Source organism: Roseibium sp. MB-4, from assembly GCF_053005265.1.
The window spans coordinates 1,020,878-1,046,300 of the sequence record NZ_JBRKQB010000001.1 but is presented as its reverse complement, the minus strand read 5'-3'; the positions used below and the strand labels follow the sequence as shown (position 1 = coordinate 1,046,300).

Sequence of the window (25,423 nt, the reverse complement as noted above, 5' to 3'; positions counted from 1 at the left end):
TCCCTTGGATATTGCACGTTATTCGATCCAGAAACCGGTCAACACCTGGATGATCGTCATCCTGTCTTTGCTCGGCGGTTTGTGGGCACTCAGCACCGTTGGCCGCCTCGAAGATCCAGCCTTCACCATCAAGGAAGCCCAGGTCATCACCAGCTACCCGGGCGCAACGGCTGCCGAAGTGGAGAACGAGGTCACCGAGATCCTCGAAACCGCGATCCAGCAATTACCGCAGCTGAAGGAAATCACGTCTGTTTCCGAACCGGGCCTGTCGCGTATCCGTGTCGAAATCAAAGACACCTATGACGGCACCGAATTGCCGCAAGTGTGGGACGAGCTTCGCCGAAAGGTCGGTGATGAACAGCGCGCTCTGCCCGCCGGCGCTGGAACACCGTTGGTCTATGACGATTTCGGCGATGTGTTCGGTCTTTTCTATGCCTTCACTGCAGATGGGTATACCAACCGCGATATCCGCACGACCGTCAAGCGGATCCGGCGGGAGCTGCTCACGGTTCCGGGCGTTGGCAAGGTTGATGTCTCCGGCGAGCCGGAGGATGTCATTTACCTGAATGTCGACCACGACAAGATGGTCGGCCTTGGTATTTCCATGACCGATATCACCAGCGTGCTCGATGCGGAAAACCGGATCCAGACCAACGGCTCCGGCATATCAGGAGACAAGCGCATCCGGTTGATGACGGCGTCCGCTTTTGACGACTTTACGGGCATTCAGGATCTGGTGATCGGCCGGCCGGGCACCACGGCGATGATCCGCCTGTCGGACATTGCGACGCTGGAACTTGGTGAACCTGAAAGGCCCTCCCGGCTGATCAGGCACAACGGACAAGAAGCGGTCACCATAGGTGTCTCGCAGATCGACGGTACGAACATCGTTGAGGTTGGTGGACGTGTCATTGAAAAACTCGCAGAGGTCGAAGCACAACTGCCGGTCGGGATGCAGATTCACCCGATCTACGAGCAGAACATCGTTGTCGATGAATCTGTGAACGGCTTCATCATCAACCTTGCGGCCTCGGTGGTCATCGTGATCACGGTCCTGGCGCTGTTCATGGGTTGGCGCGCGGCCCTCGTTGTTGGAACCGTGCTTTTGCTCACGGTGATGGCCACGGTTCTGTTCATGCGGCTGTTTGCCATCGAGATGGAGCGGATTTCGCTTGGCGCCCTGATCATCGCGATGGGCATGCTTGTGGACAACGCCATCGTTGTCGCAGAAGGCATGATGATCAACATGCAACGCGGCATGCGGGCCATTGACGCCGCCAGCAAGGTTGTCAAACAAACCATGTGGCCACTGCTCGGTGCGACCGTGATCGGCATCATGGCGTTCTCGGGCATCGGTCTGTCCCCAGATGCAACGGGTGAGTTCCTGTTCTCGCTCTTTGCGGTTATCGGGATATCGCTGCTGCTTTCCTGGATATTTGCGATCACCGTGACGCCTTTGTTCGGAAAATACTTTTTCCGAACAGCTGAAGGCGTTGGCGATAATCATGATCCCTACAAGGGTATCCTTTATACGATCTACCGGAAGTTCCTGATTGGAACGCTGCATGCCCGTCTGCTGACAATCGCAGTGCTGATTGGTGTGACAGTTGCTTGTGTGATGGCTTTCGGCAACGTGAAACAGGCGTTCTTTCCGGACAGCAACACGCCGCTTTTTTATGTCCATTACTGGAAACCTCAAGGCACCGACATCCGGTCGACCGAGGCAGATCTGAAGGACATGGAGACTGTCGTCCTTGCAGATGAACGGGTCAAAACGGTCACCAGTTTTGCGGGCGGCGGGGCTACCCGTTTCATGCTTACCTACGCACCGGAAGATGCCAATCCTGCCTACGGTCACATGATCATCCGGACCCACAGCCGGGATGACATTGATGCTTTGGCGTTGGATCTGCGGGAACAATTCGGTGAACGGTTCCCGTCAGCCCAAATCATCACGAAACGCCTGGTCTTTGGTCCTGGCGGCGGAGCGAAGATCGAGGCACGGTTCTCCGGACCGGATGAGGACATCCTGAAGCGTCTCGGCGAGGAAGCCCGGGCCGTCTTCCAGCTGCCGGACAATCGCCTGGCCGACGTTAATACCGATTGGCGCCAGCGCGAACTGGTGGTCCGGCCGATCTTTGACGAAGACCGCGCCCGCATCTCCGGCATTACACGCGAAGAACTGTCACTCGCTTTGCAGTTTGCCACTGAGGGTGTTCAGGTGGGCGCGTACCGCGACATTGACGAGAGCATTCCGATCGTCGCGCGAAAGGCCGGAACCGACGGAATTTCTGTGAACGAAAGCGTGTCCGACTCCGTGGTCTGGAGCACAAGCCAGCGCCGTTACGTACCGGTTGACCAGGTCGTGCAAGAATTCGTCATGGAGCCGCAGGACACGTTGATCCAGCGCCGCGACCGTGTGCGGACCATCACAGTGGCTGCGGAAACCACGGGCGGCGAAACGGCAGCTGCAGCGCTTGCCCGGGTCCGGCCTCAGATTGAAGCCATTGCACTGCCGCAAGGCTACGCGCTGGAGTGGGGCGGCGAATACGAGAGCACCAACGATGCGCAAGCCTCTCTCGGTGCGCAGCTTCCACTCGGTTTCCTGGTCATGCTGATCATCTCGATCCTGCTGTTTGGCTCGATTCGGCAACCGCTGATCATCTGGTTGATGGTGCCAATGTCGATCAACGGGGTCGCGATTGCTCTTCTTGCGACAGACACGGCATTTGGGTTCATGTCGCTCCTCGGCTTCTTGTCGCTCTCAGGCATGCTGATCAAGAATGCGATCGTTCTGCTCGAAGAAATCGATCTGATGATCCGGGAGGGCAAAGAAAAGTACCAAGCCATCGTTGAGGCGAGTGTCTCACGTATGCGGCCCGTGATGCTGGCGGCGATCACGACCATCCTTGGCATGGTACCCTTGTTGTCGGATGCTTTCTTCCGCGGCATGGCGGTCACCATCATGGGCGGTCTGGCCTTCGCGACAATCCTGACATTGATTGCAGCGCCGGTCCTCTATGCGCTGTTCTTCCGTGTCCGGCCAACGAAAACAACGAATATACCGACCCCCAAAGAAGAAAACGTCCCAACCGCTGCGGCACCCGTGCCGGGCGAATAAAAAACGCCACCTGCCGGGCGGCGGCAGGCGGCGTGACCAGAGCTGATCGCGCTCCGGCGGGCAACATCCCGGCCCTGGGGAGGGAGAGGGTCAAGATGTGCCGGGGTCTAGCTTAGATGTGCCAGTTCGCCGCGCAGGCGGGTCTTGCACTCTTTCACGTTGCCGAGCACACGGGTGCAGACTTCCTGTTTGTTTTCTTTCTCAACCAGGAAAGACTCCATGCGGGCTTCAAGATCCCGCAGGCGGGCGCGGCGGGCGCGGTGGGAGTTTGAACCGGACGGCAAAGCGCCAATTCCGTAGTAAGGCCAGAAAAGGGTCATATCGGGGGCTCCTCTGTTTCGGCAGGTCAGTTGGCGGATCAGGCGGTTTGGGCTGGATTGAGCTTGCGCTCGACGCGCTGAATTTCGTCACGCAAACGCAGCTTAAATTTCTTGAGAGATCGGATGTGTTCCACGTCTGGGTAAGGATGCAGTTCTTCCCGCTGGATCAAGTTGTCCAGAGTACCGTGCTGGCTGCGAAGTGATTTCAGACGTGCGTACATCTCCTAGGCTCCTCTCAGTTTCAAAACATCGTTGCGCTTCCTATGTGGGGAGTGGATTGAAATAGCGGAAATACATTGTTTCGATAAAATCGATAGAATATGTCTATGGGGGAAACTAAGAGGAAAAGCGGCCATGGGGTATCGACCGTCGGCGCGGCAACTGGAGTATTTTATTGCTCTGGCAGAGGAAGGGCATTTCGGCAAAGCTGCCAAGAAGTGCCATGTATCGCAGCCGACATTATCTAATCAGTTCAAACTGTTGGAAGACAGTCTTCATACAACACTTGTGGAGCGCGGGACGACCGGCGTGCGGTTGACCGCAGCTGGAGAACGGCTGTTGCCGCTGGCGCGCCATGCGTTGGAAGTGTTGGACGATTTTGTGACGGCAGCTGAAGCCGGGCGCGAAAATCTCGGCGGCTTAATCCGGTTGGGGGTGCCGTCCACATTCGGGCCATATTTCATGCCGTATCTCCTGCCGATTCTGAAGTTGAAATACCCGGAACTTGAGCTTTATATCCGGGAAGACCGGCCGATGGTTTTGGAGCAGCAAATCCTTGATGGCACTCTTGATTGCATCATATCCCCCGACTTGGCGGGTTCAGAACGGCTTCAGGTTTTGAAGTTGTGCCTGGAAGACTTGTCGCTTGCCGTGCCGCGGTCCCATCCCCTCTCAGGCCTGGATGTCATACCGGTTGAACTGCTTAAGGGCGAAAGGCTTCTCACGCTGAGCCAAGGTTTTCGGCTTCACGACGATGTTCAGTCCCTGGCGCGGGCGAGCGGCGCTGATTTCCGTCAGGACTATGAAGGGACGAGCCTTGATGCCCTGCGCCAAATGGTGTCGATCGGCATGGGCTTGTGTCTGTTTCCGGCGGCCTACATAGCGTCCGAGTTCGGAAAAGAACCGGATATCGTCTTGAAACAGGTCGCGGAAATGAAAACTCGACGGACGATTTGCATTGCCTGGCGCCGCGACAGCGCCCGGCACAATCATTTCCAAACACTTTATGATCTTTCTCTCGAAGCTGTTGAGAGCATGAATGTTCCCGGAGTGGAACCAACTTCGGGATGAATGCTGCTACACTGTCCAATGCTGTTGCCCAAGCGGGTGCTTCTTGCCAGCTTTCAAAAACGTGTTGGAGCAAGCCATGCCAAAGATATCTGAAGCAAGCGACTACCAAACCGTCATAACAACCTTTGAAATGACACCGGGAACGTGCCTGGATCTTTTGGAGGAGCTGAAAGACGCGTATCGCGAGTTTATTCAGCACCAGCCCGGATTTATCGGTGCCGGTCTGCACGTCAACGATGCGCAGACACGGATCGCCAATTACTCCCAGTGGCGGCGGCGGGAAGACTTCCTGGCCATGTTGCGGTCCGATGAAATGCGCGAGCGCAACCGCCGGATCCATGCCCTGTGCAAGAGCTTCGAGCCGGTCATGTATGATGTGGCGGAGAGTTTCGCCTGACACTCATGCTGCTGGGGGCTAAAGAGCAAGCCGCCGTGACTTTGATAACGAGTGGTCCGGACAGTTCCAGTGTCGCGACAAGATCCGACAGGCGTTCAGGATTGCATCCACCGGTGGTTTTGCCGTAAGGTCATGCACCATGAGGATGTTTTTCGTTCAGCTGTTCATTATTCTGTTTGCGGCAACCGCTGTTGCGGATGAAAAGCCCACAAAGATACGACTTACCAATGGCGAATGGGCTCCTTATCAGTCCAAAGACCTGCAAGGATACGGTGTTTCGTCTCAAGTTGTGACGAAGGCTTTCGAAGCGGTCGGCATAGAAGTCGAGTATGGTTTCTTTCCCTGGAATAGAGCGATGCTGCTCGTGGAGCAGGGCGCTTGGGACGGAACCTTCATGTGGGTGCTGACGCCGGAGCGGGAGCGCCTCTATCTTGCGAGTGACCCGCTGTTTGTCTTGCGGGAGGTGATCTTCTACTCCAAGGACAATCCTGTTGAGGCCAAGGAATTGGAGGACTTGAACGGCAAGGTCATGGGGGCGCTGGATTCCAGCGCGTTTGGCCAACAGTTCGCTCCCTTGATCGATGATGGATCGATCATCGTCGCGAGAGTGCCGAACAATCAGCAGCTGTTTCAGATGCTCGCCATGGGGCGGGTTGATTTTGTCCCTGAGCTGGAAACCAGCGGGTACGAGGCCGCCCTGGAGCATCTGACGGAAGACCAGCAAAAACGGATCGGTCACTTGGAAAGGCTGACCTATCCATGGTCCTACCACTTGTTGATCTCGCGGCAAACGGAGCATGGCCCGTATTTCGTAGATGCCTTCAACCGCGGTATGGAGATCATCCGAGCCAACGGTGAATTTGACCGCATTATCGGCCCGTACATCCGACCCAGATCGCTGAATTGAATGAGTTTTCTGCCTTCGGCGCAGATCACAGCAAAAAGAGAACGGCCCCTGCATCACCGTGCAAGGGCCGCTTTTCTTATTCGGTTCAGATGGCGCGTTTGCTTACTGATATTTCGCCAGGATCTTGGCTTGGGTGCCGTCATCGATCATGGACTTCAATGCGTCCTGCATTTTTTTGACATTGTCGGCATTCGTGCCCGGATTACATGCCATCGACAGGACGGTCTCAGACAAGACAACCGCTTCTTCGACCGCGACACCGTCTTTCTTGAGGCTGTTGAAGAACGCTTCGGATACGGCGACCATGTCGATCCGGCCCGCTGCCAGCTTCTTGAGGGTTGTTTCCATATCCTTGGCGGCATCGATTTTCGGGAAACCTTTGTCTTTCAATAGAGCTTCCGTGTAGTCTTGGGACTGCGTGCCGACAGAGTAAGCCATGGCTTCGTCGATTGTTGTGGCGTTCACATCAGATCCGGCTTTTTTGATCAGCAGCGTCCGGTCAACATTCAGCGGTTCGACCCAGACGAACAATGGATCACGCGCCTCTGTGTGCGATGCTGTAAACACACAGTAGTCCGCTTGTTTTTCAGCCAGGCCGATCGCGCGCGACCATTGCGCCATTTCGACGTCATAGGTCAGGCCTGCGCGGTTCATGATTTCAAAAACCTGCTCAGCACCAAAGCCGACGATCTTGTCGCCTTCCATGTAGTTGAACGGTTTGTATTCCTCGGTGGTGAGGTTGATGTCTGCAGCGTGAGCAGGGGTGAGCACCGCAGCAGCGGCAAGGGCGATGAGGCCAGCAGCAAATTTCATGTCGGTTCCTTTCTGGAGCGATAGGACTGCTTATCGTTGTTTTGCAGCCGTCATTAGAAAGGGGAGGGGCTTACTCTTGGTTATGAGTGAGGTGATTTTTGAGTGAAAGTAAGAATAAGGTTATCAAAGTATTTGAGAGAAGTAGTTCTATAAAAATTATCCATGTAAAATATTTCAGTTGGCTGCAAATCAGAGCGCGAAGTGTATTTTTCTTCGGTTTGTAGTTGTTGATTTTTAAATGAAGGCGGTAAGTAAATTAGGTCATCTGATAAGTTATCCGAACCTGTAAACCGCTCAGCGTTGAGCAGAACGGCTTCCAGTCCAGCTTCAAAATTAACGGCGCTGCCGATGAGACTCAGGTCCCACAGAATGTTTGGTAAGGTCCAAAATCCTGTGGTGCCGGCTTTGCGTAAGCCTCCAATCCTTCACGTTCCGCATAAGGATCTTTCAAGACATCGAGCAGGTCTTCAACCAGACTATAATCTCCGGTCTCTGCGGCGGCCAATCCCTCTTCGACCTTGTGATTGCGCGGAATGTAGACCGGGTTCACACGGTTCATCTCGCGGCTGATTTCTTCGGCTGGGCGCCCTTCTGCGGAGAGCCGTTGATCCCAGCGATTTACCCAGGCAGATATATCGGCCTTGTCTTCGAAGAGATCAAAAAGGGAAGCGGTGTTTCCGGAGACAGCATCGGACAGACGCCGGAAAACCAGAGTGTAGTCAGCTTTGGATGCCTCCATCGCGCTGAGAAGGTCCTCAAACAGAGTGACGTCATCATCTTGCAGATCAGTCAGGCCAAGTTTTTTGCACATGCCATTGAGCCAGGCGGTTCGATAGCGATCCGGAAATTTGTTCAGTTCCTGAGTTGCAAGTTCTACGGCTCTGTCGAGGTCCGCTGAATCGAACAAGGGGAGCAGGGCCTCTGCCAAGCGTGCCAGGTTCCACTGCATGATGGTGGGTTGACGGCCGAAGGCATAGCGCCCACCGTGGTCAATCGAGCTGAAAACAGCGGCCGGGTCATGACCGTCCAAAAACGCGCAGGGACCATAGTCGATCGTTTCACCAGAGATCGTGGTGTTGTCTGTGTTCATCACACCATGGACGAAGCCGATCAGCATCCATTCGGAAACCAGCCGGGCCTGGCGGTCCACAACACGGGCAAGGAACTGAAGATATCGATCGTCCGCATCCGGGAGGTCCGGGTCATGCCGCGCGATGGCGTAGTCCGCCAGTTGCCGCACCTTGTCCGTATCACTTCGGGCCGCAAAGAATTGGAAGGTGCCGACCCGCAAATGGCTGGATGCTATACGGGTAAGGACGGCGCCAGGTTTCAGGCCTTCGCGTTGGATCATTTCGCCGGTTGTCACGGCCGCAAGCGCACGTGTTGTTGGCACACCGAGCGCGTGCATCGCTTCGCCGAGGATGTATTCCCTCAGGACCGGGCCAATCACTGCTTTACCGTCGCCACCGCGTGAGAACGGTGTCCGGCCGGAGCCCTTGAGTTGAATGTCGCGGCGATGGCCTTTCTGATCGATCACCTCGCCAATCAAGAGGGCCCGGCCATCGCCGAGCTGAGGCGAAAAACCGCCGAACTGATGACCGGCATAGACCTGGGCGAGGGGAGAAGCCCCTTCAGGACTAGCCGAGCCAGCAAAGACAGCCGCCATTTCGGGAGCAGCAAGCGCCGCGCTATCAAGACCGAGTTCACCGGCGAGCGAGGAGTTTAGAAGGACCAGCTTCGGGTCCGGCACGGCCGCGCCCTGCCACTCGACGTAGAACCCGGGAAGCTCGCGGGCGTACGTATTGTCGAACTGAAAGGCGGGGGGCTGCGTGGTCATTGGGGCGAGATCCGGTCGGTCACTGTCTACCGTCGCTATATAGTTTTTATCACACTTGCTTTCGACCCCACAGCGTCAATTACTGAGGTTCCATTTTTTGAAGTAGATTCGCTGTCTGCTTCAGACGGACATGCGGACAGGGTTGTTCCTCCCTCCGAAGCGAACCTATCGGCGAAGAAACAGCAAATTGAAAACCATTTACTGAGCAAAAAGACGCATTAGTTGCCGTCTGCATTGACCCAGCACGCTCAGTCTGTCACCACGCACGTAAGGGAATACTCCCGAAAAGAAGAAAACGGGATATCCCAGTGCATCCGAGCCAGATTCAGGACCTTGTCGAACACTGCGAGCAGTATCGAACTCCGAACAATGCAACTGCTCTTTTCCAGGTTCTTACGACCGTGCCATTGTTCGTTGCTCTGGTTGCCGCCATGTATGCCGCGGTGGACATCAGCTATTGGATCACCCTGGCCCTATCTGTGCCGACCGCCGGATTGATTGTCCGCTTGTTCATCATTCAGCATGACTGTGGTCACGGATCATTCTTCTCGTCCAAAACGGCCAATGATACGACCGGACGGCTGATGAGCATCCTGACGCTGACACCCTATGCGTATTGGCAGCGGGCACATGCGCTTCACCATGCGACATCATCCAACCTCGACCGGCGCGGCTTCGGAGATATTGATACGCTAACAGTTGAGGAATTCCGGTCTCTGCCACTTCACAAACGCGTCTGGTACCGGATCTATCGGAACCCGTTTTTCATGACATTCGTCGGCGGTGTTCTGCACTTTCTGATTATCCAGAGGCTCCCGTTCACCGTTCAGCGTCCGTCCTGGAAGATGACCGCCAGCGTGCTCTTGTTGGATCTTGCCATTGTTGCCGTCTACGGCACACTCGCGTTCTTCATGGGGTGGGTACACTTCGTGCTCGTTTTTGCACCGATCGTGGTGCTGTCAGCCGCAGCCGGCGTCTGGCTCTTTTACATCCAGCATCAGTTCGAAGAGACACATTGGTCCCGCGATGGCGTTTGGGATCGGAAGACGGCGGCAATCCTCGGCTCGTCTTATTATGAGTTGCCAGCGATCCTCAATTGGTTCACAGGCAACATTGGCCTGCATCACATCCACCATCTTTGCAGTCATATTCCGAATTACCGTTTGCAGGAATGCATGGCGGGGAAACCGGAGTTGGCCTCCATCAATAAGCTCACCATTTGGGAAAGCCTGAAAAGCGCGCATCTGGCGCTATGGGATGAAGACACCAAACGGCTGGTGCCGTTCTCGGCGGCTTGAACTCTGCGGAGCAGAGCCCCGATGCGTATGCGCCGTTGAGTGACGGCTCGGATGAAGAAATCCGGGCGCACTGTTACCGGTCGGTGTATGAAATACGGGCGTTTGTTTGAAGGAAAGCTCCCGTGACTGACACTTTCTGCCGCTTGTCTCAAGATGCCGCCGCTCCAGAAACCGATGCCCCAGCGCCGGACCGGTTGATATCAGGATCACCTGAATTCACCACCTGGAACGTCGAAGAGCGCGATGGTCTTTATTGTGGCATTTGGCGCTCCACGCCGGGAAAATGGCGGATCCAGTATGACGAATGGGAATACTGCCGCATCCTCGATGGCCACTCTGTCCTGACAGACACGGACGGGCAGGAGCATCACGTGAAAGCTGGAGACAGTTTTATCCTGCGGCCAGGGTTTTCCGGCACCTGGGAAGTTCTGGAAACCACCACCAAGGAATACGTCATTCGTTTGTAATACGGCCGGGATCTATCGACTGCGTGCAGCCGGCCGTCAAAACTCTGCAGCGGTTGTCTAGAAACGGAAGGCGACGCCGGCCATCGGCCCGTGCGTGACGGTGTCATAGGAAAATGCCTCGGTGCCGGACTTCCCGTTGTCATAGTCCACACCGGTCGCCTTGTAGTGCAGATGCATCGCCCAACGCTCGTTGAAGTGATAGCCGACGCCGGCCTGCGCGCCCCATGTAAAGTCAGAGACCAACCCGAACCCGCCAACGTTGGCACTTCCGAATAGAGACCATTTGTCGTTCAGGAAATGCTGCCCGCGCAGACCGATGACCGGATCGATCCATTGTTCGGTGATCGTCCTGGAAAAGGAATTGCGCGGCACGTTCGCGGTGACATCAATCTGATTGTACCACCAGCGTCCGCCCGCATAGGCTTCCATCCAGCTTGAATCCTGTCTCCAGAACCGGTAGCCGAAATAGGCTTCGCTCACCAGCTGTTTGACCCCGGCACTGACAGTGCCTCCGACGCGCGGGAATGTTCGGCCAGACCCGAGATCCATATACGCAACGTCGAGGGTTACACCGAACCGGCCGTCATACAGCGCTTCGAAATGCCCCATCGCGCCGAACTGCAAGTTCTCAAAGATGGTTCCCGGCGACACGTCAAGCGACGTATTCGGCAAGCGGCCAATCGTCGTGTCGCCCTGAATGGTCGGTGCAAGCAGATAAGGCGCAATGACAAACTCCCAGCTGCGCTCAACGCGAAGATCCGGTGTGTATGTGGCAGGGGGCGGCGAGGGGAGATCGGCAGCGGCGTTTGGAGTGGCCAGCGAAACCGCAGCAACAAACGAATAGCTCAGCACTGCGCAGCAACCCGCACCATTTTGGAGCAGCCTTTTCATGGTCAACGCCTCGCTCAACTTGATAGCCCGTTCTTAAGGATGGTTGAAATTTGGACGACACGAGACCGGACGTGTTTCCTGCCCAGGCCGACATCTAGACTTTTCTATACTGGCATAGCTGTGCAGGTCATCCAATGTGTATACAACCTAGATTCCCCAAATGGTGGTATTGTTGAGTGAATGCAATTAGATTGGACATTACGTAAGGTAAATTATATTATGCAATGCAATCATAAGTGAGATTCAAATCTCCGCGCTGTATCACATTTTCAGTTAGATGGGGGTAACCATGGCGCGTTCATTTAAGACTTACAAATTCACCAATAACACCGGCCAGGCCGTGAATGACCTGCATATAACCTGGGGGCTGGCAGGTATTGAGGTCATAGTAGTCGATGGAAAGAAACCGGACGACAAGGATGCAGAATATACACTCACTGATACAGGAGGCGAAGCCGATATCAGTGATCACGATGTGCAAAATAACGGCGAAGTAAAGGTTCGCATCAAGACGGCCAATCGCAGGCCGCCGCAAAGAGTCACGTATTACTGGACCAAAGACGGTGCCAGAGTCGGTGAGGTCCTAAGGCTTGCGGGGAACATTCCTGTACCGGATGAGATTCCCGATGAGGTTGCTTTCCGCCGTTTTGAAGAACGAATGGATTTCTTGTCCGATAGACTAGATATGCTGATCGAGATGAACCGGTTCAGAAAGTGATGTTGTAAAGGGTTCCTGACATAGGTTTTTCAAGACCGACTGGATTGCGCAACTATCGTGTTGGTGCATCTTTGACGATGCGAAACCCGATGTGGTTTGTGCCAAGGCTGCGTTCTGCATTCTGACGGGCGGCGGGGCGATATCTCAGGCAATAGGACGGGGCGCAGAGCCAGGATCCGCCTTTGACCACGTTCATTGCGCCGACGCTCGGATGAGAGAAGCTGGCTGCCAGGATCTCTGGTGGCCCGTCCGGATCGGTTGCGGCAATTTCCGGGTGTCCAGGCACCCACCAGTCGGAGACATGCTCCCAAACGTTTCCGGCCATGTCGTAAAGGCCGTAGGCATTTGGCGGAAAGGAGCCGACGGGAGCTGTTCCGTGATGGCCGTCTTCCTTGGTGTCGACACTTGGAAAGAGGCCTTGCCATGTGTTGGCCTTCCAACCTTGCCCAGGATCATAGCCGTCGCCCCAGGTGTACTCCGCGCCCTCGATGCCGCCCCGAGCGGCAAATTCCCATTCCGCCTCCGTCGGCAATCGGCCGCCGGCCCACTTGGCGTAGGCGCGGGCGTCTTCCGGTGAGATCTGAACCACCGGGTGGTCGTCCAAGTTCTCAATTGAGCTGTCGGGGCCTTCCGGGTATTGCCAGTCTGCACCCGGGACATAGCGCCACCAAACGCGGAAGTCTGTCAGGTCTACTTTGCCGGGCGGCTGGGCAAAAACCATCGATCCAGCGCGCAGCAGGTCTTCTGGAAGGCTGGGGTTTTCTGTGGGGTCCAGGTCCCGCTCGGCGGTTGTGACATAGCCGGTCGCCTCGACAAAGGCCCGGAATTCGGCATTGGTGACTTCGGTTTTCTTGATTTGGAAGGAACTGACCGTGACTTGCCGTTCAATTGCCTCCTCACGGTAGTGCTCATTCGAGCCCATCGTGAAGGTCCCGCCGTCCAGCAAAACAAAATCACCGTTTGCCTGAGAAGCCGAGCTGATTGCCAGAGTAAGAGCCGTAAGCCCGAGGAAACTGGAAACGACCAGCCTCAAATTATTGCCTTTTTTCAGTTGCCTAGCTCCCATCGAAACACTGATTTCCAATCCTCATCCATTTTGACCGATGATCGATCGCCGCTTTTAGGTCCTTACGTCTCGAATACTCGGCAGTGATGTTGTCATCGAGCGGTCCGCGTTTGATCAAAAATTACTGAGTGTGGACGACCTCATCCAAGACCTTACCACGAGTGCCACTGGGTGCCTTGATCCTCAAGTAGGCGGCAACGGTCGGCGCGAGATCGACTGTTTCAATCCGCGCCGGAATGCGGCTTGCTTTCATCCCCGGCCTGGAAAAGATGATCGGGACATGCGTATCATAGGTCCAGGGGGAACCATGGTGCGAGGCAACGTGAAGCCCGTCAAAATCACCTACAAACCAGTGCGGTTCAAATACGACATAAACGTCGCCGGACCGTGAGGCATGAAAATTCGCCAGCACTGCATCGCTGACACTCGTCTTGGCAATCGCAGCACTTGCGAGATCCTCGCTGGATATGGCGTAGGCAATGGCTGGCATCTTTTGCAGTTCCTTGGCGAGAGTTCTGGCAACGTCCGCCTTTTCTAGTCCTTTGTCCGAAATCAGTTGTTCGTTGAGATAGACGTAAGGCTGGGAAAAGGAGGAAATGAGCTCCTGAGCGACCCCAAACTCAGCAATGAGAGTTTTCGCGGCAGGTTCCTTGTCTATATCATCGAAAGTGAAATAGCCGGCCGGAATACCGAGATATTCCAGGTAACCCGGGACTTCCGCGCCGCCGTGGTCTGCGGACAGAACGACCAATGTGTGTTCCAATCCGACCTTTTGATCAACATGGTCCAGCAGTTGGCCGATGGTTTTATCAAGACGGCGCAGATTGTCTTCGGCTTCCAGGCTGGATGGGCCGAAAATGTGGCCAACATAATCAGTCGATGAAAAGCTGACCGAGAGATAATCGGTCACATCGTCTGCACCGATATCCTCCTTATCGATCAGTGTTTTGGCAAACGATGCCGTCAACTCATCGCCCGCCGGACTGAGCGTTAGAAACGTCGTATAGTACTTGCTGTCCCAAGCGCCGAATGGATGCGGAAAAGTGCGGCCAAATCCCGGAAAGTCGGTTTCCCACTCCGCATCATCGAAGGCAGCAAACCGATAGGTGTGTTCAGGGTCAGTCAGCTCCCAATCTGTATAGGCGTAGGCCAGAACATGCCCGGCATCGTTCCAGGCGTTAACCCAGTCTGGATAGGAATCCATGTAGTAGCTCGACGTGACAAACCGGCCGTCGCTCTTTGAGAACCAGTAGGCTGTTCCGGCGTGGCCGGCCATCGAGATGGCACCGCGATCCTTGACGGACACCCCGAATATCTTCGAAACACCAGCATTCGCGATCGCAATTTCATCAGACAGGGTCGATGACAAGATCGACGAAGGAGAGCGTCCATCAGATGTCGCGGCCCGCTGTGTCGGATCGATTTCGGTAGCCTGATCGACACCGGACTTCGCCAGCAGCGGATAATCAGGATCCTGAACGTTGTAAAACGGCTTCCCGGTCGCCCGGTCGAACCAGAGGTTGGCAACCATTCCGTGAACGGCGGGATCGGTGCCTGTTGCCAGTGTGGTATGGCCGACAATCGTCTCTGTGTTGGCGTGCCGGTGATGGGCGTTTGTATAATAGATGCCGTTTTGTAGAAGGCGTTTGAACCCTGTGTCACCAAAGTGCGCAATGTTCCGGTCGATCAAGTCACCACGCAGCTGATCAACGGTAATCTGCAAGACCAGCTTGGGCTGCTCCTGGGCTTCGGCTTGAGCCGATGTGGCAGCACTTACCGCCAAGATCCCGACAAACAACCAACGCATTTGCATGGTCAAAGCGCAGACCTGATTTTCTTGAAGGCTTTGGACAACTCATCGCCAAGCAAGGAGGTGGCTTCGCTGATGTTCTGCGCGGATTCGCCGAGTTTTGCCTCAGCTTCGAAACTGTCCCACTTCTTTTCCAGCTCGTCCCATTCCTCCTGCAGCTCTTTGCTGCCCAAATGGATTTTCAGTTTGACCTCGTCGCGGGTTTGCTTGAGTTCATCCACGATGTCTTTGATATCTGGCATTTCTTGGCTCCGGAGACTGAGAATGGGGCATCCTATGACGCCCCATTTTGTCTATCTAGTTGTTATTGAGCGCCACTTGGCGTCGAGAGTTTATCCATGACCTGATCCAGCGAGAAGCTGGCCGCTTTCTGGCGTGGCGGGAATTCCTGGAAAGTGGCCAGGAAATTCGCAACGTACTGCTGCGCAGGGACAAGCAGATACACCCGGTCGATCAACCAGTCGTAGTACGTGTTGGACGTTCTGTAAGAGCGCTCATACGGGTCGCGGCGCAGGTTGAAGATCAGCGGGACACGCAATGGGGTGAACGGCTCGATCCAGGCCCGCAGCGTCGTGTAGGCCTTTTGCTCCATGAAGATCATCTTCCAGTCGGCATACCGCAGAGCGGTCAGGTCCCCATCGTCAGAGAAATAGAAGATCTCCTGACGCGGTCCCTTGGCTTCTTCGCCAAGCAGGTGGGGCAAGAAGTTGTAACCATCCAGATGGACCTTGTACTCGCGTCCGATCGCTTGCACACCGCCATCCTTGAGTTGTTCCTTGATGTCAGGAACACCGGCTGCGGCCAGATAAGTCGGCAACCAGTCCATGTGGTGCATGATCTCGTTGGACACGGAACCCGCTTCGATCTTGCCCGGCCAGCGGACCATGGACGGAACACGCCAACCGCCTTCCCAGTTGGTGTTCTTTTCGCCGAAGAACGGCGTCGCTGCGGCATCCGGCCAGGTGTTGTAATGCGGGCCGTTGTCGGTGGAATAGTGAACGATGGTGTTGTCGGCGATGCCAAGTTCATCGATCAGGTCCAGAAGCTGTCCGACATGCATGTCATGTTCGATCATGCCAGCGGTGTATTCATCGACGGTCCGGCCGGCAATGTCGCTCGCCTGATCCATCATTTCCGGCTTCACATGGGTGCGGAAATGCATCCGTGTCCCGTTCCACCAGACGTAAAACGGCTGACCTTGCTCATGCGCCCGCTTGATGAAGTCGACAGCTGCGGCAAGTGTTTCCTCATCCACCGTTTCCATGCGTTTCTTGGTGAGTGGGCCGGTGTCTTCGATTGTTCCGTCTGCCGATGACTTGATGACACCGCGGGGACCGAAGGTTTCCCGGAAGGTGCGCCCGTCCGGCATGATGACATCGCCCGGATAATCGGCGTTTTCAGGCTCTTCCTCAGCGTTCAGGTGATAAAGGTTACCGAAGAACTCATCGAAGCCGTGATTGGTTGGCAGATGTTCGTCCTTGTCACCCAGGTGGTTTTTGCCAAACTGTCCGGTCACGTAGCCTTCGGCCTTCAAAAGACCAGCGATGGTCGGATCTTCTTCCTGCATGCCGAGATCCGCGCCGGGCAGGCCGACCTTCGACAGACCGGTGCGGAACACGCTTTGACCCATGATGTAGGACGAGCGGCCCGCCGTGCACGATTGCTCGCCATAATAGTCGGTGAATATCATGCCTTCATTGGCGACGCGGTCGATATTCGGGGTGCGGTAGCCCATCAAGCCCATTGTGTAAGCAGAGATGTTGGACTGACCCACATCATCACCCCAAATGACGAGGATGTTGGGTTTGGTTTCCTGAGCCGATATCGGGGCAATCCCTGCCACGGCTAGTGAGGCGATTGAAAGTGCAATCACTTTTAATCGACTGGAGATAAATGAATAACGCATGAAGCCTCGCAATCTGTGAGGTGATGGGTACGTGCGGTTGTATCGCGGAAGAAAATTTCAGCATACTTGAACAGTCTATGCGCAATATCTGTTCACGGGAAAGTTAAAAATAACGCAGCGTTATTTGTTTTTGGTTTTGTGCAGGTTTTGGTGGCGCATCATCTGAAAGGGCGACGGCAGCGTTGAAAAATCGCATGTGACCGGCTGCCGCATGGCGTGTCGCCGCACTTCGCCGGTTTGACATTGAGTAAGTGAAATCCCTCATCCATATGTCGGCTTAGCAATCAACCACAACCAGGCCTTCGGGCCGGGAAAGAGCCATGGAAGAACTTCTTCTCAGCCGAATTCAGTTTGCGGCCAACATTTCGTTCCACATCCTGTTCCCAACGATCACCATCGCGCTGGGGTGGGTGCTCCTGTTCTTCAAACTGAGGTTCAATGCGACGGGCGATGACCGCTGGATGGCGGCATACATGTTCTGGGTGAAGATTTTCGCCCTGTCCTTTGGCCTCGGCGTTGTAAGCGGCATAACGATGAGCTTCCAGTTCGGCACCAATTGGCCGGGCTTCATGGAAACGGTCGGCAACGTCGCTGGTCCGCTGCTCGCATACGAAGTTCTGACAGCCTTCTTCCTTGAGGCAGCTTTCCTTGGGATCATGCTGTTCGGTGCGTCGCGTGTTCCGAACTGGCTGCACACGCTTGCGACCTTCCTCGTCGCGTTCGGAACCACAGTCAGCGCGTTTTGGATCCTTGTCCTGAATTCCTGGATGCACACACCAACCGGCTTTGAACTGCGCGACGGGATCGTGCATGCCACTGACTGGCGGGCCATCATCTTCAACCCGTCCATGCCCTACCGTTTGGTGCATATGCTCCTCGCCAGCGGGTTGACCGTTGCATTCCTCATTCTTGGCATCTCGGCCTTCCGCCGTCTGATCGGCGACCAGTCCAAAGGCGTTCGCGTCACCTTCAAAACCGGCGCGTGGATGGCAGCCATTCTCATTCCGGTGCAGATCTATGCGGGTGACCTGCACGGCCTCAACACCTTGGAGCACCAGCCGCAGAAGGTTGCCGCCATGGAAGGCAACTGGGAAACCTCGTCCCATGTGCCGCTGTTGCTCTTCGCCTTGCCGGATGAGGAAAAGCGACAGAACGATTTTGAGATCGGCATTCCGAGCGGCGCGTCGCTCATCCTGAAACACGATCCTGCTGGTGTGGTTCCGGGTTTGAACGATTTTTATGCCGAAGATGGGACCGCGCTTCATCCGCCGGTCGCGCCGGTATTCTGGTCTTTCCGCGTGATGGTCGGGACAGGCGTGCTGATGCTCGTCATGAGCTGGGCGACTGTCATCATGATGCGCCGGAACCGCGGTGTGGACGGCTTGAACCCGTGGCTGCTGCGCGGCCTTGTGGCCATGACCTTCTCCGGTTGGCTGGCGACACTTGCCGGCTGGTACACAACGGAAATCGGCCGTCAGCCTTGGCTAGTTCAAGGCGTCCTGACAACCGAGGCGGCTGTTGCGGATGTCCCGGCGCCCATGGTTGCGACAACGCTTGCAGCTTACTTGATCGTTTATGCGGTTCTGCTGGTGGCCTATATCACGGTCATCTTCCGGCTGGCCCGCAAGGCGAGCAACCCCGAAGACACCAGGCCGCATTCCGGTGCTGCCCAAGTGGCCCTTGTCCCGGCGGAGTAAGACAACATGACCTTTTTTGGTGATCCAACAGTCTGGCTTCCGCTGGCCTTCGCCGCTCTCATGGGCATCTCTATCCTCGTCTACGTTGTGCTCGACGGATTTGACCTTGGGGTGGGCATCCTTCTGCCCCTCGGGGATGAGGAAGAAAAAGATCGCATGATCGCGGCGATCGGCCCCTTTTGGGATGCCAACGAGACATGGCTGGTGCTCGCGGTGGGACTGTTGCTCGTGGCCTTTCCGGTGGCGCATGGCGTCATCCTGACCGCGCTTTATCTTCCCGTTGCTGTCATGCTGATCGGGCTCATCTTGCGCGGCGTTGCGTTCGAATTCCGCGCAAAGACCACCGGCAAGCAGAAGCATCGCTGGAATCAGGCGTTCTTTTTTGGCTCTGTATCGGCTTCGCTCGCACAGGGGTATATGCTCGGTCTCTACATCATGGGTCTGGAACACACACCAGCCACAGTTGCCTTTGGTGTTTTGACTGCGCTTTGTCTGACGGCCGGTTACGGCTTTATCGGTGCGACCTGGCTGATCATCAAATCCGAAGGCAGCTTGCAGATGAAGGCGATCCGTTGGGCCCGGACGCGGCTTTGGGGTGTGGTCTTGGGTTTCGGTGCGATCTCGCTGGCAAGCCCGTTGGTCAGCGACCGGATCTTCGAAAAATGGTTTTCCTTTCCCTCGATGATCCTGCTGGCTCCCCTGCCATTGATGTCGGCTCTTTTGGTCTTCATCCTGTACACAGCGCTGCAGCACCTGCCGGCCAAAGACGACAAATGGGCGTGGGTGCCATTCACGGCAACGGCCAGCCTGTTCCTTCTGGCATTCGCAGGATTGGCTTATTCCTTCTACCCCTACGTGGTACCGGAGCAGCTCACCCTTTATGAAAGCGCAAGTGCGCCGGAAAGCCTGTTTATCATCCTGCTTGGGGCCTTGTTCGTCCTGCCGGTGATCATCGGCTACACTATCCTCGCCTACACCGTCTTCCGCGGTAAGGCGACCGAGCTGCGCTACGACTAGATCTTGATTAGAGGGGACTAGGCCGGTGCTGCCTTCTCTCCCTCTGCCGAGTTTTCGGAACCGGTTGTTTCAAAGGCATGGATGGCAAGGCTTTGCCCGGCTTCCTGCATGGTCAGATATGTTTGGTCCGCCCCGGCTTCGGTGATTTGAGCCACGTGATCGGCATGCAGGGCATGGCTGACGATCGTTCCGGAGAAGCCACTGGCTCGTAACATCCGTGCTGCGATCAGTTTGGCCTCAAGATCATCCATTGCCAGAACGGCTGCGGTGATTTTGCTGAGGTCGACGCTATTCCAGAAATTGCTGTCTTCTGCGTCCGCAAAGATGACATTGCGCCCAGCTTCCGCATGGCCCTGGACCTTATAGATGTCTGCATCCAAACCAATGGGGCGGTGCTCTTTTTCAATCAGAGCATTGTAGGCGGCGGTCCCGGTGCGCCCCATCCCGAATACAATGATATCCGCGTCTCCAAGGTCTTTGGGCTGTTCGTCCGGGTGACGCGTCGACAGTTCAAACCGTTGCAGCTGAGGCTCGAATCTTTCGAAGATCTGGTGCGCAAAGCGATTGAGGGGCGCGGCTATCAGGAACGACACCGACACGGCAATCGCAAGTGGGACGAGATAGTCTTGAGCAGCCGGGATTCCGGCAGCGACGATCAAGCCGAATTCACTATAGGCTGTCAGCGACAAGGCCGTGACGAAGGAGGTTCTTGCCCGGAGTTTGAAAGCGATCAGGACGGCGAAAAACAGGATGCCTTTCAAGGGCAAAAGTGCTGCCAGAACCAACGCAAAGACAATCGCATTCCAATCCGGGAGCCCGGACATTCCGATCGAAAGGAAGAAGCCAATCAGAAACACTTCCTTGAGCGCCCAAAGTGAGTTGGACAGTTCACCCGCTCGAGGGTGACCGGAGAGCAGAAGCCCCATAACGAGCGCACCGATCTCGCCTTTCAATCCGATGATCTCGAAACCGACACCGCCGATGACCAGGCTGAGCATCATGCCGGTCAACAACAAGACCTCGTCGTGTCCGGCAAGATCCAGCAACTTGAACAGGACCGGCCTCAGCAAAGGTGTCGCGAAAATCAATAGAGCCCACGGACCAGGCAGTTTTCCGGCAAAGATTGCCAAAACCACCAGCGCGATAATGTCTTGCACGATCAGGATGCCGATGGCGGTCCGCCCATGAAATGTGCCGAGCTCGCGCTTGGCCTCAAGGATCTTTGCCGACAGCACGGTGGAGGAAAAGGCGAGGGCGATGCCGACGAGAAGGGCGCCCATCCATTCGGATGTGAAAAGCAGCCAGATGATCGGGGTGAATACGCCAATGGACACGATAAAATGGATCAGCGCGCCGCCAACCACTTGCGGTTCGGTTATCTGCCTGAGTTTCAGCTTCAAACCGATGGTGAACAGCAGCATCAAAACGCCGAGTTCGGCGATGTAATCAAGAATTGGGCCCGTTTCGCCCGGCATTCCAAAGCGTGGTCCGATCAGGTTGATGAAAAAGCCTGCAGCCAGAAAGCCAACAAGCGGCGGGAGGCCCACCTGCCGGACAGCAAGTCCGAACACGAACGCTGTTCCGATCGCAAAGACTTCAAAGTGCATGCCGGTCTCACCTGTTGGTTCGTGCCCTAAAGGTAGTCGTCAATTCTTGGGCGATTCCCTGCACACATCAATCGTCTTGGGTCGATTCAAACACTCGGTCCACGGGTGCGACTTCGAACCGATATGCAGATCTTTCAAGTGGAAAGACATCTGGCACCTGGGTTTGCCTTCAGTGACGAGAAGGCAAAGGGCATAAAGACGGGTCACACAGTGAGGGATAGCAAACCCGTCAGTTCACTTCGCGTGTGGGTGTCTCACCCTGGGCCTGTTCTTGAAGAACAAGAACCTCTTCGAGTGCTGTTTGAAAACGGTCTACGACGCCATCGGCCGTCTCCAGATTGAAGGCGAAGTTCAGACTTACAGTATCTGCCAGAAACACCGGTTCGAACTCGGCGGGATCTATTCCTGCCTTGGCCGCGAGCCTTGCAAAGTTTTTCCACTGGATCGGGATGAAGTCGATCCGGTCGGCGGCCAGCATTTTGACATTAAAAATGCCTTGGCTGTTGAACGTCGTATTTTCTTCCGGAATACCGTGCCGCTTTGCAAAAACCGCACTGGCCCCATCAATTACGACGCCGACCTTGTATTGATGGAGGTCTTCTGACTTTTCGATTTCGAAGTTCCGCTCCTTTTTGCCGATGAAATAGGAGTCGAATTTGAGGATCGGGCCTGCCCATTTAAAAAGACCTTCCCGTTCGGGCGTGCGGCCGGTGGAGAACAGAACCGTATTTGCATCAACCTGAGCTTGGTGAAAAGCTCGTGCCCAGGGAAGGAATACAATGTCCTCTCGAGTTTGGGTCGACCCGACTTTTTGAAGGATCTTGTCCAAGAGATCGGCTGTTTGACCTTTGACCACGCCATCTTCGACATAGTGGTAGGGCTTCCAGTCTTCGGAAAGAAGCTTGAGCTCTGGAAATGTGGTCTCGGCTTGAACAGGTTCCCCAAAGGGCGCTGCCGCTGTGAGAAGCAAACCGGCGGCAACAACCGCTCGCCATCGACGGGACAAGTCCCTCGCAATCCGCTTCACTGCTTTTGGATCTGACATCTACTGCTTTATCCAACCATGCTATGGAAGCATTATCCGGTAACACCTGTAGAAGTTAAAAGTCTGAGATTTAAAAAGTAAATAATATCGGTGTCACAAAGTCGTTTAATTTGAAGAAATCATCGGGGAGGATATTTGAAAATCTGCGTGTGTTTTAAAAATACATTACTCTGGGTGTTAAAAGCATCAAATTTAGGCAAAGTGGTTTGCTGAAATCGCAAGCAAATGATGGCAGGTTTCGTCCGGGAAACTTTACGGGTCTGTCACTTCCAAGACTTCGCCAGTGTCCAGGCGTTTGACGAAATCAACCCGGTCTCCATTCCAGTGATAGCTGAAGTGCGAGGATTGGACAGGGATTGACACCACGTCCGGCCACAACGCCCCCAAACATTCGCCGCCCGCACAACGGACGCTGTTCCAGACAAGGCCATCGCTGCCTAAGGCTCGGATTTCGGCGCCGGCCTTCTGGGAGAGGCCATAGTCTGAGGCATGAAGGACACCCGGCACATCATTGACGTCTGTCAGGTCCGCGTCGACAGACCCGACCAAAAGCCGGAACTGGGATGTCCATCCGGCGTCCTCGCGTGTAGAGGCCATGAACCTTGCATGGTGATAAATTGTCTCCGCGAGAGCTACGTTCTCTGAATTGCCCGCGTAGTAGATCCCGTAGCTGCCATCGGAAAACCGGCCGGGCCTCAGCGGAGAGCAATGGACAAACGGTGCCATGACATAGCTGGCGCCGGGACCGGAAACGCGTCGATGAACCGGGACTTTGCCAAGGTCGCCGATTTCGCCGCGCACGCGCGGGTTGGTTTTTGCCTCGACCGAAGCCAGAGCTTCCCAGTCTTTTGGGTCGGCGATGTCTTCAAACAAATCAATGGGAGGGTAGAGGGAGCGGATTATGCGAAAGGTTCGCGCCCACGTTACGCGCCGGATGTGCGGCATGGCCTACCAAACCCCGCGCTCGGCGTTCAGCCAGCGGCGCAGGCTTTCAAGGTCGGACATTTCACCGCGCAGCATGACATCAAGGGCAGATTGTCCCTCAAAAGCGTCATTTTCCTTTTTCACCCAGGCGTATCCACGCTTTGGCTCGTTGAAGAGGTGGCGGATGCCTTTGTGTATGCCCATTAGGTGCGCCATGCGCATCTTGCGGTCCCGGTCCACGCGGCCGATGTCACCGCGTTTCCACCGGTCCCATGTGCTTTGTGACATGTCGCCCAGCAGCGTGCGGGATTGCGCATCGCTCAAGCCCCAGGCCTTGAAGAGGTTGACAGTCGCGCGCGCCAACGCGCCGGCTTCATCGTCCGTGATGACCGGGTTCTGTGCGTGCGCTGGCGTCGATGTTATCGGTTGCAAGCTCAACTCAAACTCCATCATTTGACGGCATTTTATATTATATATGTCAAATGACAACCGGTTTGCTGTTTTTCAAGGGGATCGGTGGGATCTCAGTGCTCATTTCTCATGTGCGAACACTTGAGCCGTCAATGCAGGGCTCAGCTTTGAAGGTTCATTGCAGGGCCAATGATCGGTGTCCTTTTCAATCCCCGCCGGTCACTGTAATCGACATCGCCAAGTCGGTCAGTAGATCAGCGGCATCGTCCATATCAACCGGCAAAGCGCGGGCTGTGATTGAATAGCCCTCAAAGTAGGGGATGAGCAGGGTCGTCAAACGATCTGCAGAAGCAGCGTCTGTTTTGCCCTCAAACGCAAAGTCCACAACTACCTTGGAAAAGCGTCGATAGTATTCCATCAGGCACTCATCAATGAGACCGCTCCTGCTGGAGATCGCCCATATTTCCCGAAAAGCCCGGCACATGTCACTAATCTCCAGGCCATGGACGAGGACGGCCTGCACCAGAAATCGAATCCGGTCTCGGGTTGTTGAGGCGTTGCTCTGCTGCGCGAGTTTTTTCAGGTTCTCGGTGCATTCTTCGAAGTAGCCCGCCACCATGGCAATCAGCACATCATCCCGTGTCTTGAAATAGTATTGTACATTGCTGAGCCGCATCTCTGTGCGCTCCGCGAGTTTACGCATCGTCAGGCCAGCGTCGCCCATTTCGATCAAGAGTTCCAGTGCAGCATCGAGGATCAGTCTTTCCTTTGGAGAGAAAACTCGGCGCTTAACATGCTGTTCCACTTTACTTTTTCCTTTTTGGCTCATGGCTGTGACCCAAGGGTCTGCCTTGTTTTTGAGTATAGAGACTTGACGAGGTTGGTCAAACGACCTAATTTTTGGTCATGCGACCTAATTCCTGAAGGTGCCCTTATGATCAAAGCACTCCGTACCCCTGATGCCCGGTTTGACAGTCTTTCCGACTATCCATTTCAACCCAATTATGTCGAGGATCTGAAGGGATATGAGGGCCTTCGTGGTCATTATGTCGATGAAGGCGATCCGAACTCCGAGGAGGTCTTCCTGCTGCTTCATGGAGAGCCCAGCTGGAGCTATCTCTATCGCAAGATGATCCCGATTTTCGCCAATGCCGGTGCCCGGGTGATCGCACCCGACTGGTTGGGGTTTGGGAAATCCGACAAGCCTGTCGACGACGAGGTTTACACGTTTCACTTCCATCGAAACTACATGCTTGCCCTCATCGAGCATCTGGACCTGCAAAATATCACGCTTGTGGTTCAAGACTGGGGAGGCGTTCTGGGTTTGACGCTGCCCATGGAGATGAAGGACCGGTTCAAGCGGCTGCTGATCATGAATACCGGTCTCATGATGGGCCCGGTGAACAGCCCCGCTTTTGATGCCTGGAAAGCGGATATCGTTTCAGATCCCGACGTGCCGATCCCGTTCATCATGCAGAAGAACGAGCCGGTCATTTCAGACATCGAGGCTGCCGCCTATGAGGCGCCATACCCGGACCAGAGATACAAGGCCGGTGTTCGCAAGTTTCCCCTTTTGATCGCGACATCGATCGATGCTCCGGGCGTCGATGTGTCTCAAAGGGCCGCAAAGTTCTGGTCGACAGAATGGACCGGCGAAAGCTTCATGGCGATCGGAATGCGCGACAAGATGCTGGGGCCGGATGTCATGAATGTCATGCGCACCGTGATCAACGGCTGCCCGGACCCTCTGGAAATCCCGGAAGGCGGACATTTTGTTCAAGAATCAGGCGGCGAACTGATTGCCCAAAAGGCCCTCGAACACTTCGGCCTGGCCCAGGTCTGAAACACCCGAAAACATCACATGGTTGTGCCCGAACACTA

General features: G+C 55.3%; 24 protein-coding genes. 10 read left to right on the top strand and 14 right to left on the bottom strand.

What is annotated here, in order from left to right; translation table 11 throughout:
* The first annotated feature begins 4 nt into the window (after nucleotides 1-4).
* Nucleotides 5-3,121 (top strand): efflux RND transporter permease subunit, encoded by a 3,117-nt coding sequence (locus tag ACVDG4_RS04935; protein WP_447234216.1) that lies wholly within the window; start codon nucleotides 5-7, stop codon nucleotides 3,119-3,121.
* A 107-nt stretch (nucleotides 3,122-3,228) separates the two neighbouring features.
* Here ACVDG4_RS04935 and ACVDG4_RS04930 read toward each other — a convergent pair whose 3' ends face one another.
* Both ACVDG4_RS04930 and ACVDG4_RS04925 read right to left on the bottom strand, forming a co-directional pair.
* Nucleotides 3,229-3,441 (bottom strand): hypothetical protein, encoded by a 213-nt coding sequence (locus tag ACVDG4_RS04930; protein ID WP_133950228.1) that lies wholly within the window; start codon nucleotides 3,439-3,441, stop codon nucleotides 3,229-3,231.
* Nucleotides 3,442-3,479: 38 nt separating this feature from the next.
* Nucleotides 3,480-3,662 carry a YdcH family protein gene (locus ACVDG4_RS04925; protein ID WP_133950226.1) on the bottom strand — a complete coding sequence of 61 codons (183 nt, stop codon included), beginning with the start codon at nucleotides 3,660-3,662 and terminating at the stop codon, nucleotides 3,480-3,482.
* 133 nt (nucleotides 3,663-3,795) lie between these two features.
* On the opposite strand from ACVDG4_RS04925, the gene ACVDG4_RS04920 reads away from it, so the two are divergent.
* The 3 genes from ACVDG4_RS04920 to ACVDG4_RS04910 all read left to right on the top strand — a co-directional run bounded on the left by ACVDG4_RS04920 (nucleotide 3,796) and on the right by ACVDG4_RS04910 (nucleotide 6,035).
* A complete protein-coding gene (locus ACVDG4_RS04920; RefSeq protein ID WP_447234215.1) occupies nucleotides 3,796-4,731 on the top strand; it encodes a hydrogen peroxide-inducible genes activator in 936 nt (311 codons plus the stop codon).
* A gap of 76 nt (nucleotides 4,732-4,807) precedes the next feature.
* Nucleotides 4,808-5,128 (top strand): antibiotic biosynthesis monooxygenase family protein, encoded by a 321-nt coding sequence (locus tag ACVDG4_RS04915; RefSeq protein ID WP_040453314.1) that lies wholly within the window; start codon nucleotides 4,808-4,810, stop codon nucleotides 5,126-5,128.
* Between the two features lie 139 nt (nucleotides 5,129-5,267).
* A complete protein-coding gene (locus ACVDG4_RS04910) occupies nucleotides 5,268-6,035 on the top strand; it encodes a substrate-binding periplasmic protein (RefSeq protein ID WP_447234214.1) in 768 nt (255 codons plus the stop codon).
* A gap of 102 nt (nucleotides 6,036-6,137) precedes the next feature.
* Here ACVDG4_RS04910 and ACVDG4_RS04905 read toward each other — a convergent pair whose 3' ends face one another.
* On the bottom strand, nucleotides 6,138-6,848 hold the full coding sequence (locus ACVDG4_RS04905; RefSeq protein ID WP_209175994.1) for a substrate-binding periplasmic protein: 711 nt from the start codon (nucleotides 6,846-6,848) through the stop codon (nucleotides 6,138-6,140).
* Nucleotides 6,849-7,203: 355 nt separating this feature from the next.
* Nucleotides 7,204-8,685, bottom strand: coding sequence for a protein adenylyltransferase SelO (locus ACVDG4_RS04900; RefSeq protein WP_447234213.1), 1,482 nt, complete (start codon nucleotides 8,683-8,685; stop codon nucleotides 7,204-7,206).
* Between the two features lie 308 nt (nucleotides 8,686-8,993).
* On the opposite strand from ACVDG4_RS04900, the gene ACVDG4_RS04895 reads away from it, so the two are divergent.
* Nucleotides 8,994-9,983 carry a fatty acid desaturase gene (locus tag ACVDG4_RS04895; protein WP_447234212.1) on the top strand — a complete coding sequence of 330 codons (990 nt, stop codon included), beginning with the start codon at nucleotides 8,994-8,996 and terminating at the stop codon, nucleotides 9,981-9,983.
* Nucleotides 9,984-10,105: 122 nt separating this feature from the next.
* Entirely contained in the window at nucleotides 10,106-10,450 is a 345-nt protein-coding gene (locus tag ACVDG4_RS04890; protein WP_447234211.1) for a cupin domain-containing protein, read from the top strand.
* 57 nt (nucleotides 10,451-10,507) lie between these two features.
* Here ACVDG4_RS04890 and ACVDG4_RS04885 read toward each other — a convergent pair whose 3' ends face one another.
* Nucleotides 10,508-11,341 (bottom strand): outer membrane protein, encoded by an 834-nt coding sequence (locus ACVDG4_RS04885; protein ID WP_447234210.1) that lies wholly within the window; start codon nucleotides 11,339-11,341, stop codon nucleotides 10,508-10,510.
* A 289-nt stretch (nucleotides 11,342-11,630) separates the two neighbouring features.
* Here ACVDG4_RS04885 and ACVDG4_RS04880 point away from each other — a divergent pair, with 289 nt between their 5' ends.
* On the top strand, nucleotides 11,631-12,059 hold the full coding sequence (locus tag ACVDG4_RS04880) for a hypothetical protein (protein WP_447234209.1): 429 nt from the start codon (nucleotides 11,631-11,633) through the stop codon (nucleotides 12,057-12,059).
* 52 nt (nucleotides 12,060-12,111) lie between these two features.
* Here the strand turns inward: ACVDG4_RS04880 and ACVDG4_RS04875 are convergent, their stop codons facing one another.
* The 4 genes from ACVDG4_RS04875 to ACVDG4_RS04860 all read right to left on the bottom strand — a co-directional run bounded on the left by ACVDG4_RS04875 (nucleotide 12,112) and on the right by ACVDG4_RS04860 (nucleotide 16,841).
* Nucleotides 12,112-13,125, bottom strand: coding sequence for a formylglycine-generating enzyme family protein (locus tag ACVDG4_RS04875; RefSeq protein WP_447234208.1), 1,014 nt, complete (start codon nucleotides 13,123-13,125; stop codon nucleotides 12,112-12,114).
* Between the two features lie 121 nt (nucleotides 13,126-13,246).
* Nucleotides 13,247-14,932, bottom strand: a complete 1,686-nt coding sequence (locus ACVDG4_RS04870) for an alkaline phosphatase family protein (RefSeq protein ID WP_447234207.1) — start codon at nucleotides 14,930-14,932, stop codon at nucleotides 13,247-13,249.
* A gap of 8 nt (nucleotides 14,933-14,940) precedes the next feature.
* Nucleotides 14,941-15,177, bottom strand: coding sequence for a hypothetical protein (locus ACVDG4_RS04865; protein WP_133950206.1), 237 nt, complete (start codon nucleotides 15,175-15,177; stop codon nucleotides 14,941-14,943).
* A gap of 62 nt (nucleotides 15,178-15,239) precedes the next feature.
* Nucleotides 15,240-16,841, bottom strand: coding sequence for an arylsulfatase (locus ACVDG4_RS04860; RefSeq protein WP_447234206.1), 1,602 nt, complete (start codon nucleotides 16,839-16,841; stop codon nucleotides 15,240-15,242).
* Nucleotides 16,842-17,161: 320 nt separating this feature from the next.
* On the opposite strand from ACVDG4_RS04860, the gene ACVDG4_RS04855 reads away from it, so the two are divergent.
* On the top strand, nucleotides 17,162-18,538 hold the full coding sequence (locus ACVDG4_RS04855; protein WP_447234205.1) for a cytochrome ubiquinol oxidase subunit I: 1,377 nt from the start codon (nucleotides 17,162-17,164) through the stop codon (nucleotides 18,536-18,538).
* Nucleotides 18,539-18,544: 6 nt separating this feature from the next.
* Nucleotides 18,545-19,555, top strand: a complete 1,011-nt coding sequence (locus ACVDG4_RS04850; protein WP_447234204.1) for a cytochrome d ubiquinol oxidase subunit II — start codon at nucleotides 18,545-18,547, stop codon at nucleotides 19,553-19,555.
* Between the two features lie 17 nt (nucleotides 19,556-19,572).
* Here ACVDG4_RS04850 and ACVDG4_RS04845 read toward each other — a convergent pair whose 3' ends face one another.
* The 5 genes from ACVDG4_RS04845 to ACVDG4_RS04825 form a co-directional block, all read right to left on the bottom strand.
* Nucleotides 19,573-21,162 carry a cation:proton antiporter domain-containing protein gene (locus ACVDG4_RS04845; protein WP_447234203.1) on the bottom strand — a complete coding sequence of 530 codons (1,590 nt, stop codon included), beginning with the start codon at nucleotides 21,160-21,162 and terminating at the stop codon, nucleotides 19,573-19,575.
* A 229-nt stretch (nucleotides 21,163-21,391) separates the two neighbouring features.
* Complete coding sequence (locus tag ACVDG4_RS04840; RefSeq protein ID WP_447234202.1) at nucleotides 21,392-22,207, bottom strand: substrate-binding periplasmic protein; 816 nt, start codon at nucleotides 22,205-22,207, stop codon at nucleotides 21,392-21,394.
* Between the two features lie 252 nt (nucleotides 22,208-22,459).
* Nucleotides 22,460-23,152 carry an RES family NAD+ phosphorylase gene (locus ACVDG4_RS04835; protein ID WP_447234201.1) on the bottom strand — a complete coding sequence of 231 codons (693 nt, stop codon included), beginning with the start codon at nucleotides 23,150-23,152 and terminating at the stop codon, nucleotides 22,460-22,462.
* Between the two features lie 3 nt (nucleotides 23,153-23,155).
* Nucleotides 23,156-23,569, bottom strand: a complete 414-nt coding sequence (locus ACVDG4_RS04830) for an antitoxin Xre-like helix-turn-helix domain-containing protein (RefSeq protein ID WP_209177672.1) — start codon at nucleotides 23,567-23,569, stop codon at nucleotides 23,156-23,158.
* Nucleotides 23,570-23,747: 178 nt separating this feature from the next.
* Entirely contained in the window at nucleotides 23,748-24,347 is a 600-nt protein-coding gene (locus tag ACVDG4_RS04825) for a TetR/AcrR family transcriptional regulator (protein ID WP_447234200.1), read from the bottom strand.
* 129 nt (nucleotides 24,348-24,476) lie between these two features.
* Here ACVDG4_RS04825 and ACVDG4_RS04820 point away from each other — a divergent pair, with 129 nt between their 5' ends.
* Nucleotides 24,477-25,385 (top strand): haloalkane dehalogenase, encoded by a 909-nt coding sequence (locus ACVDG4_RS04820; RefSeq protein ID WP_447234199.1) that lies wholly within the window; start codon nucleotides 24,477-24,479, stop codon nucleotides 25,383-25,385.
* Nucleotides 25,386-25,423 lie beyond the last annotated feature (38 nt).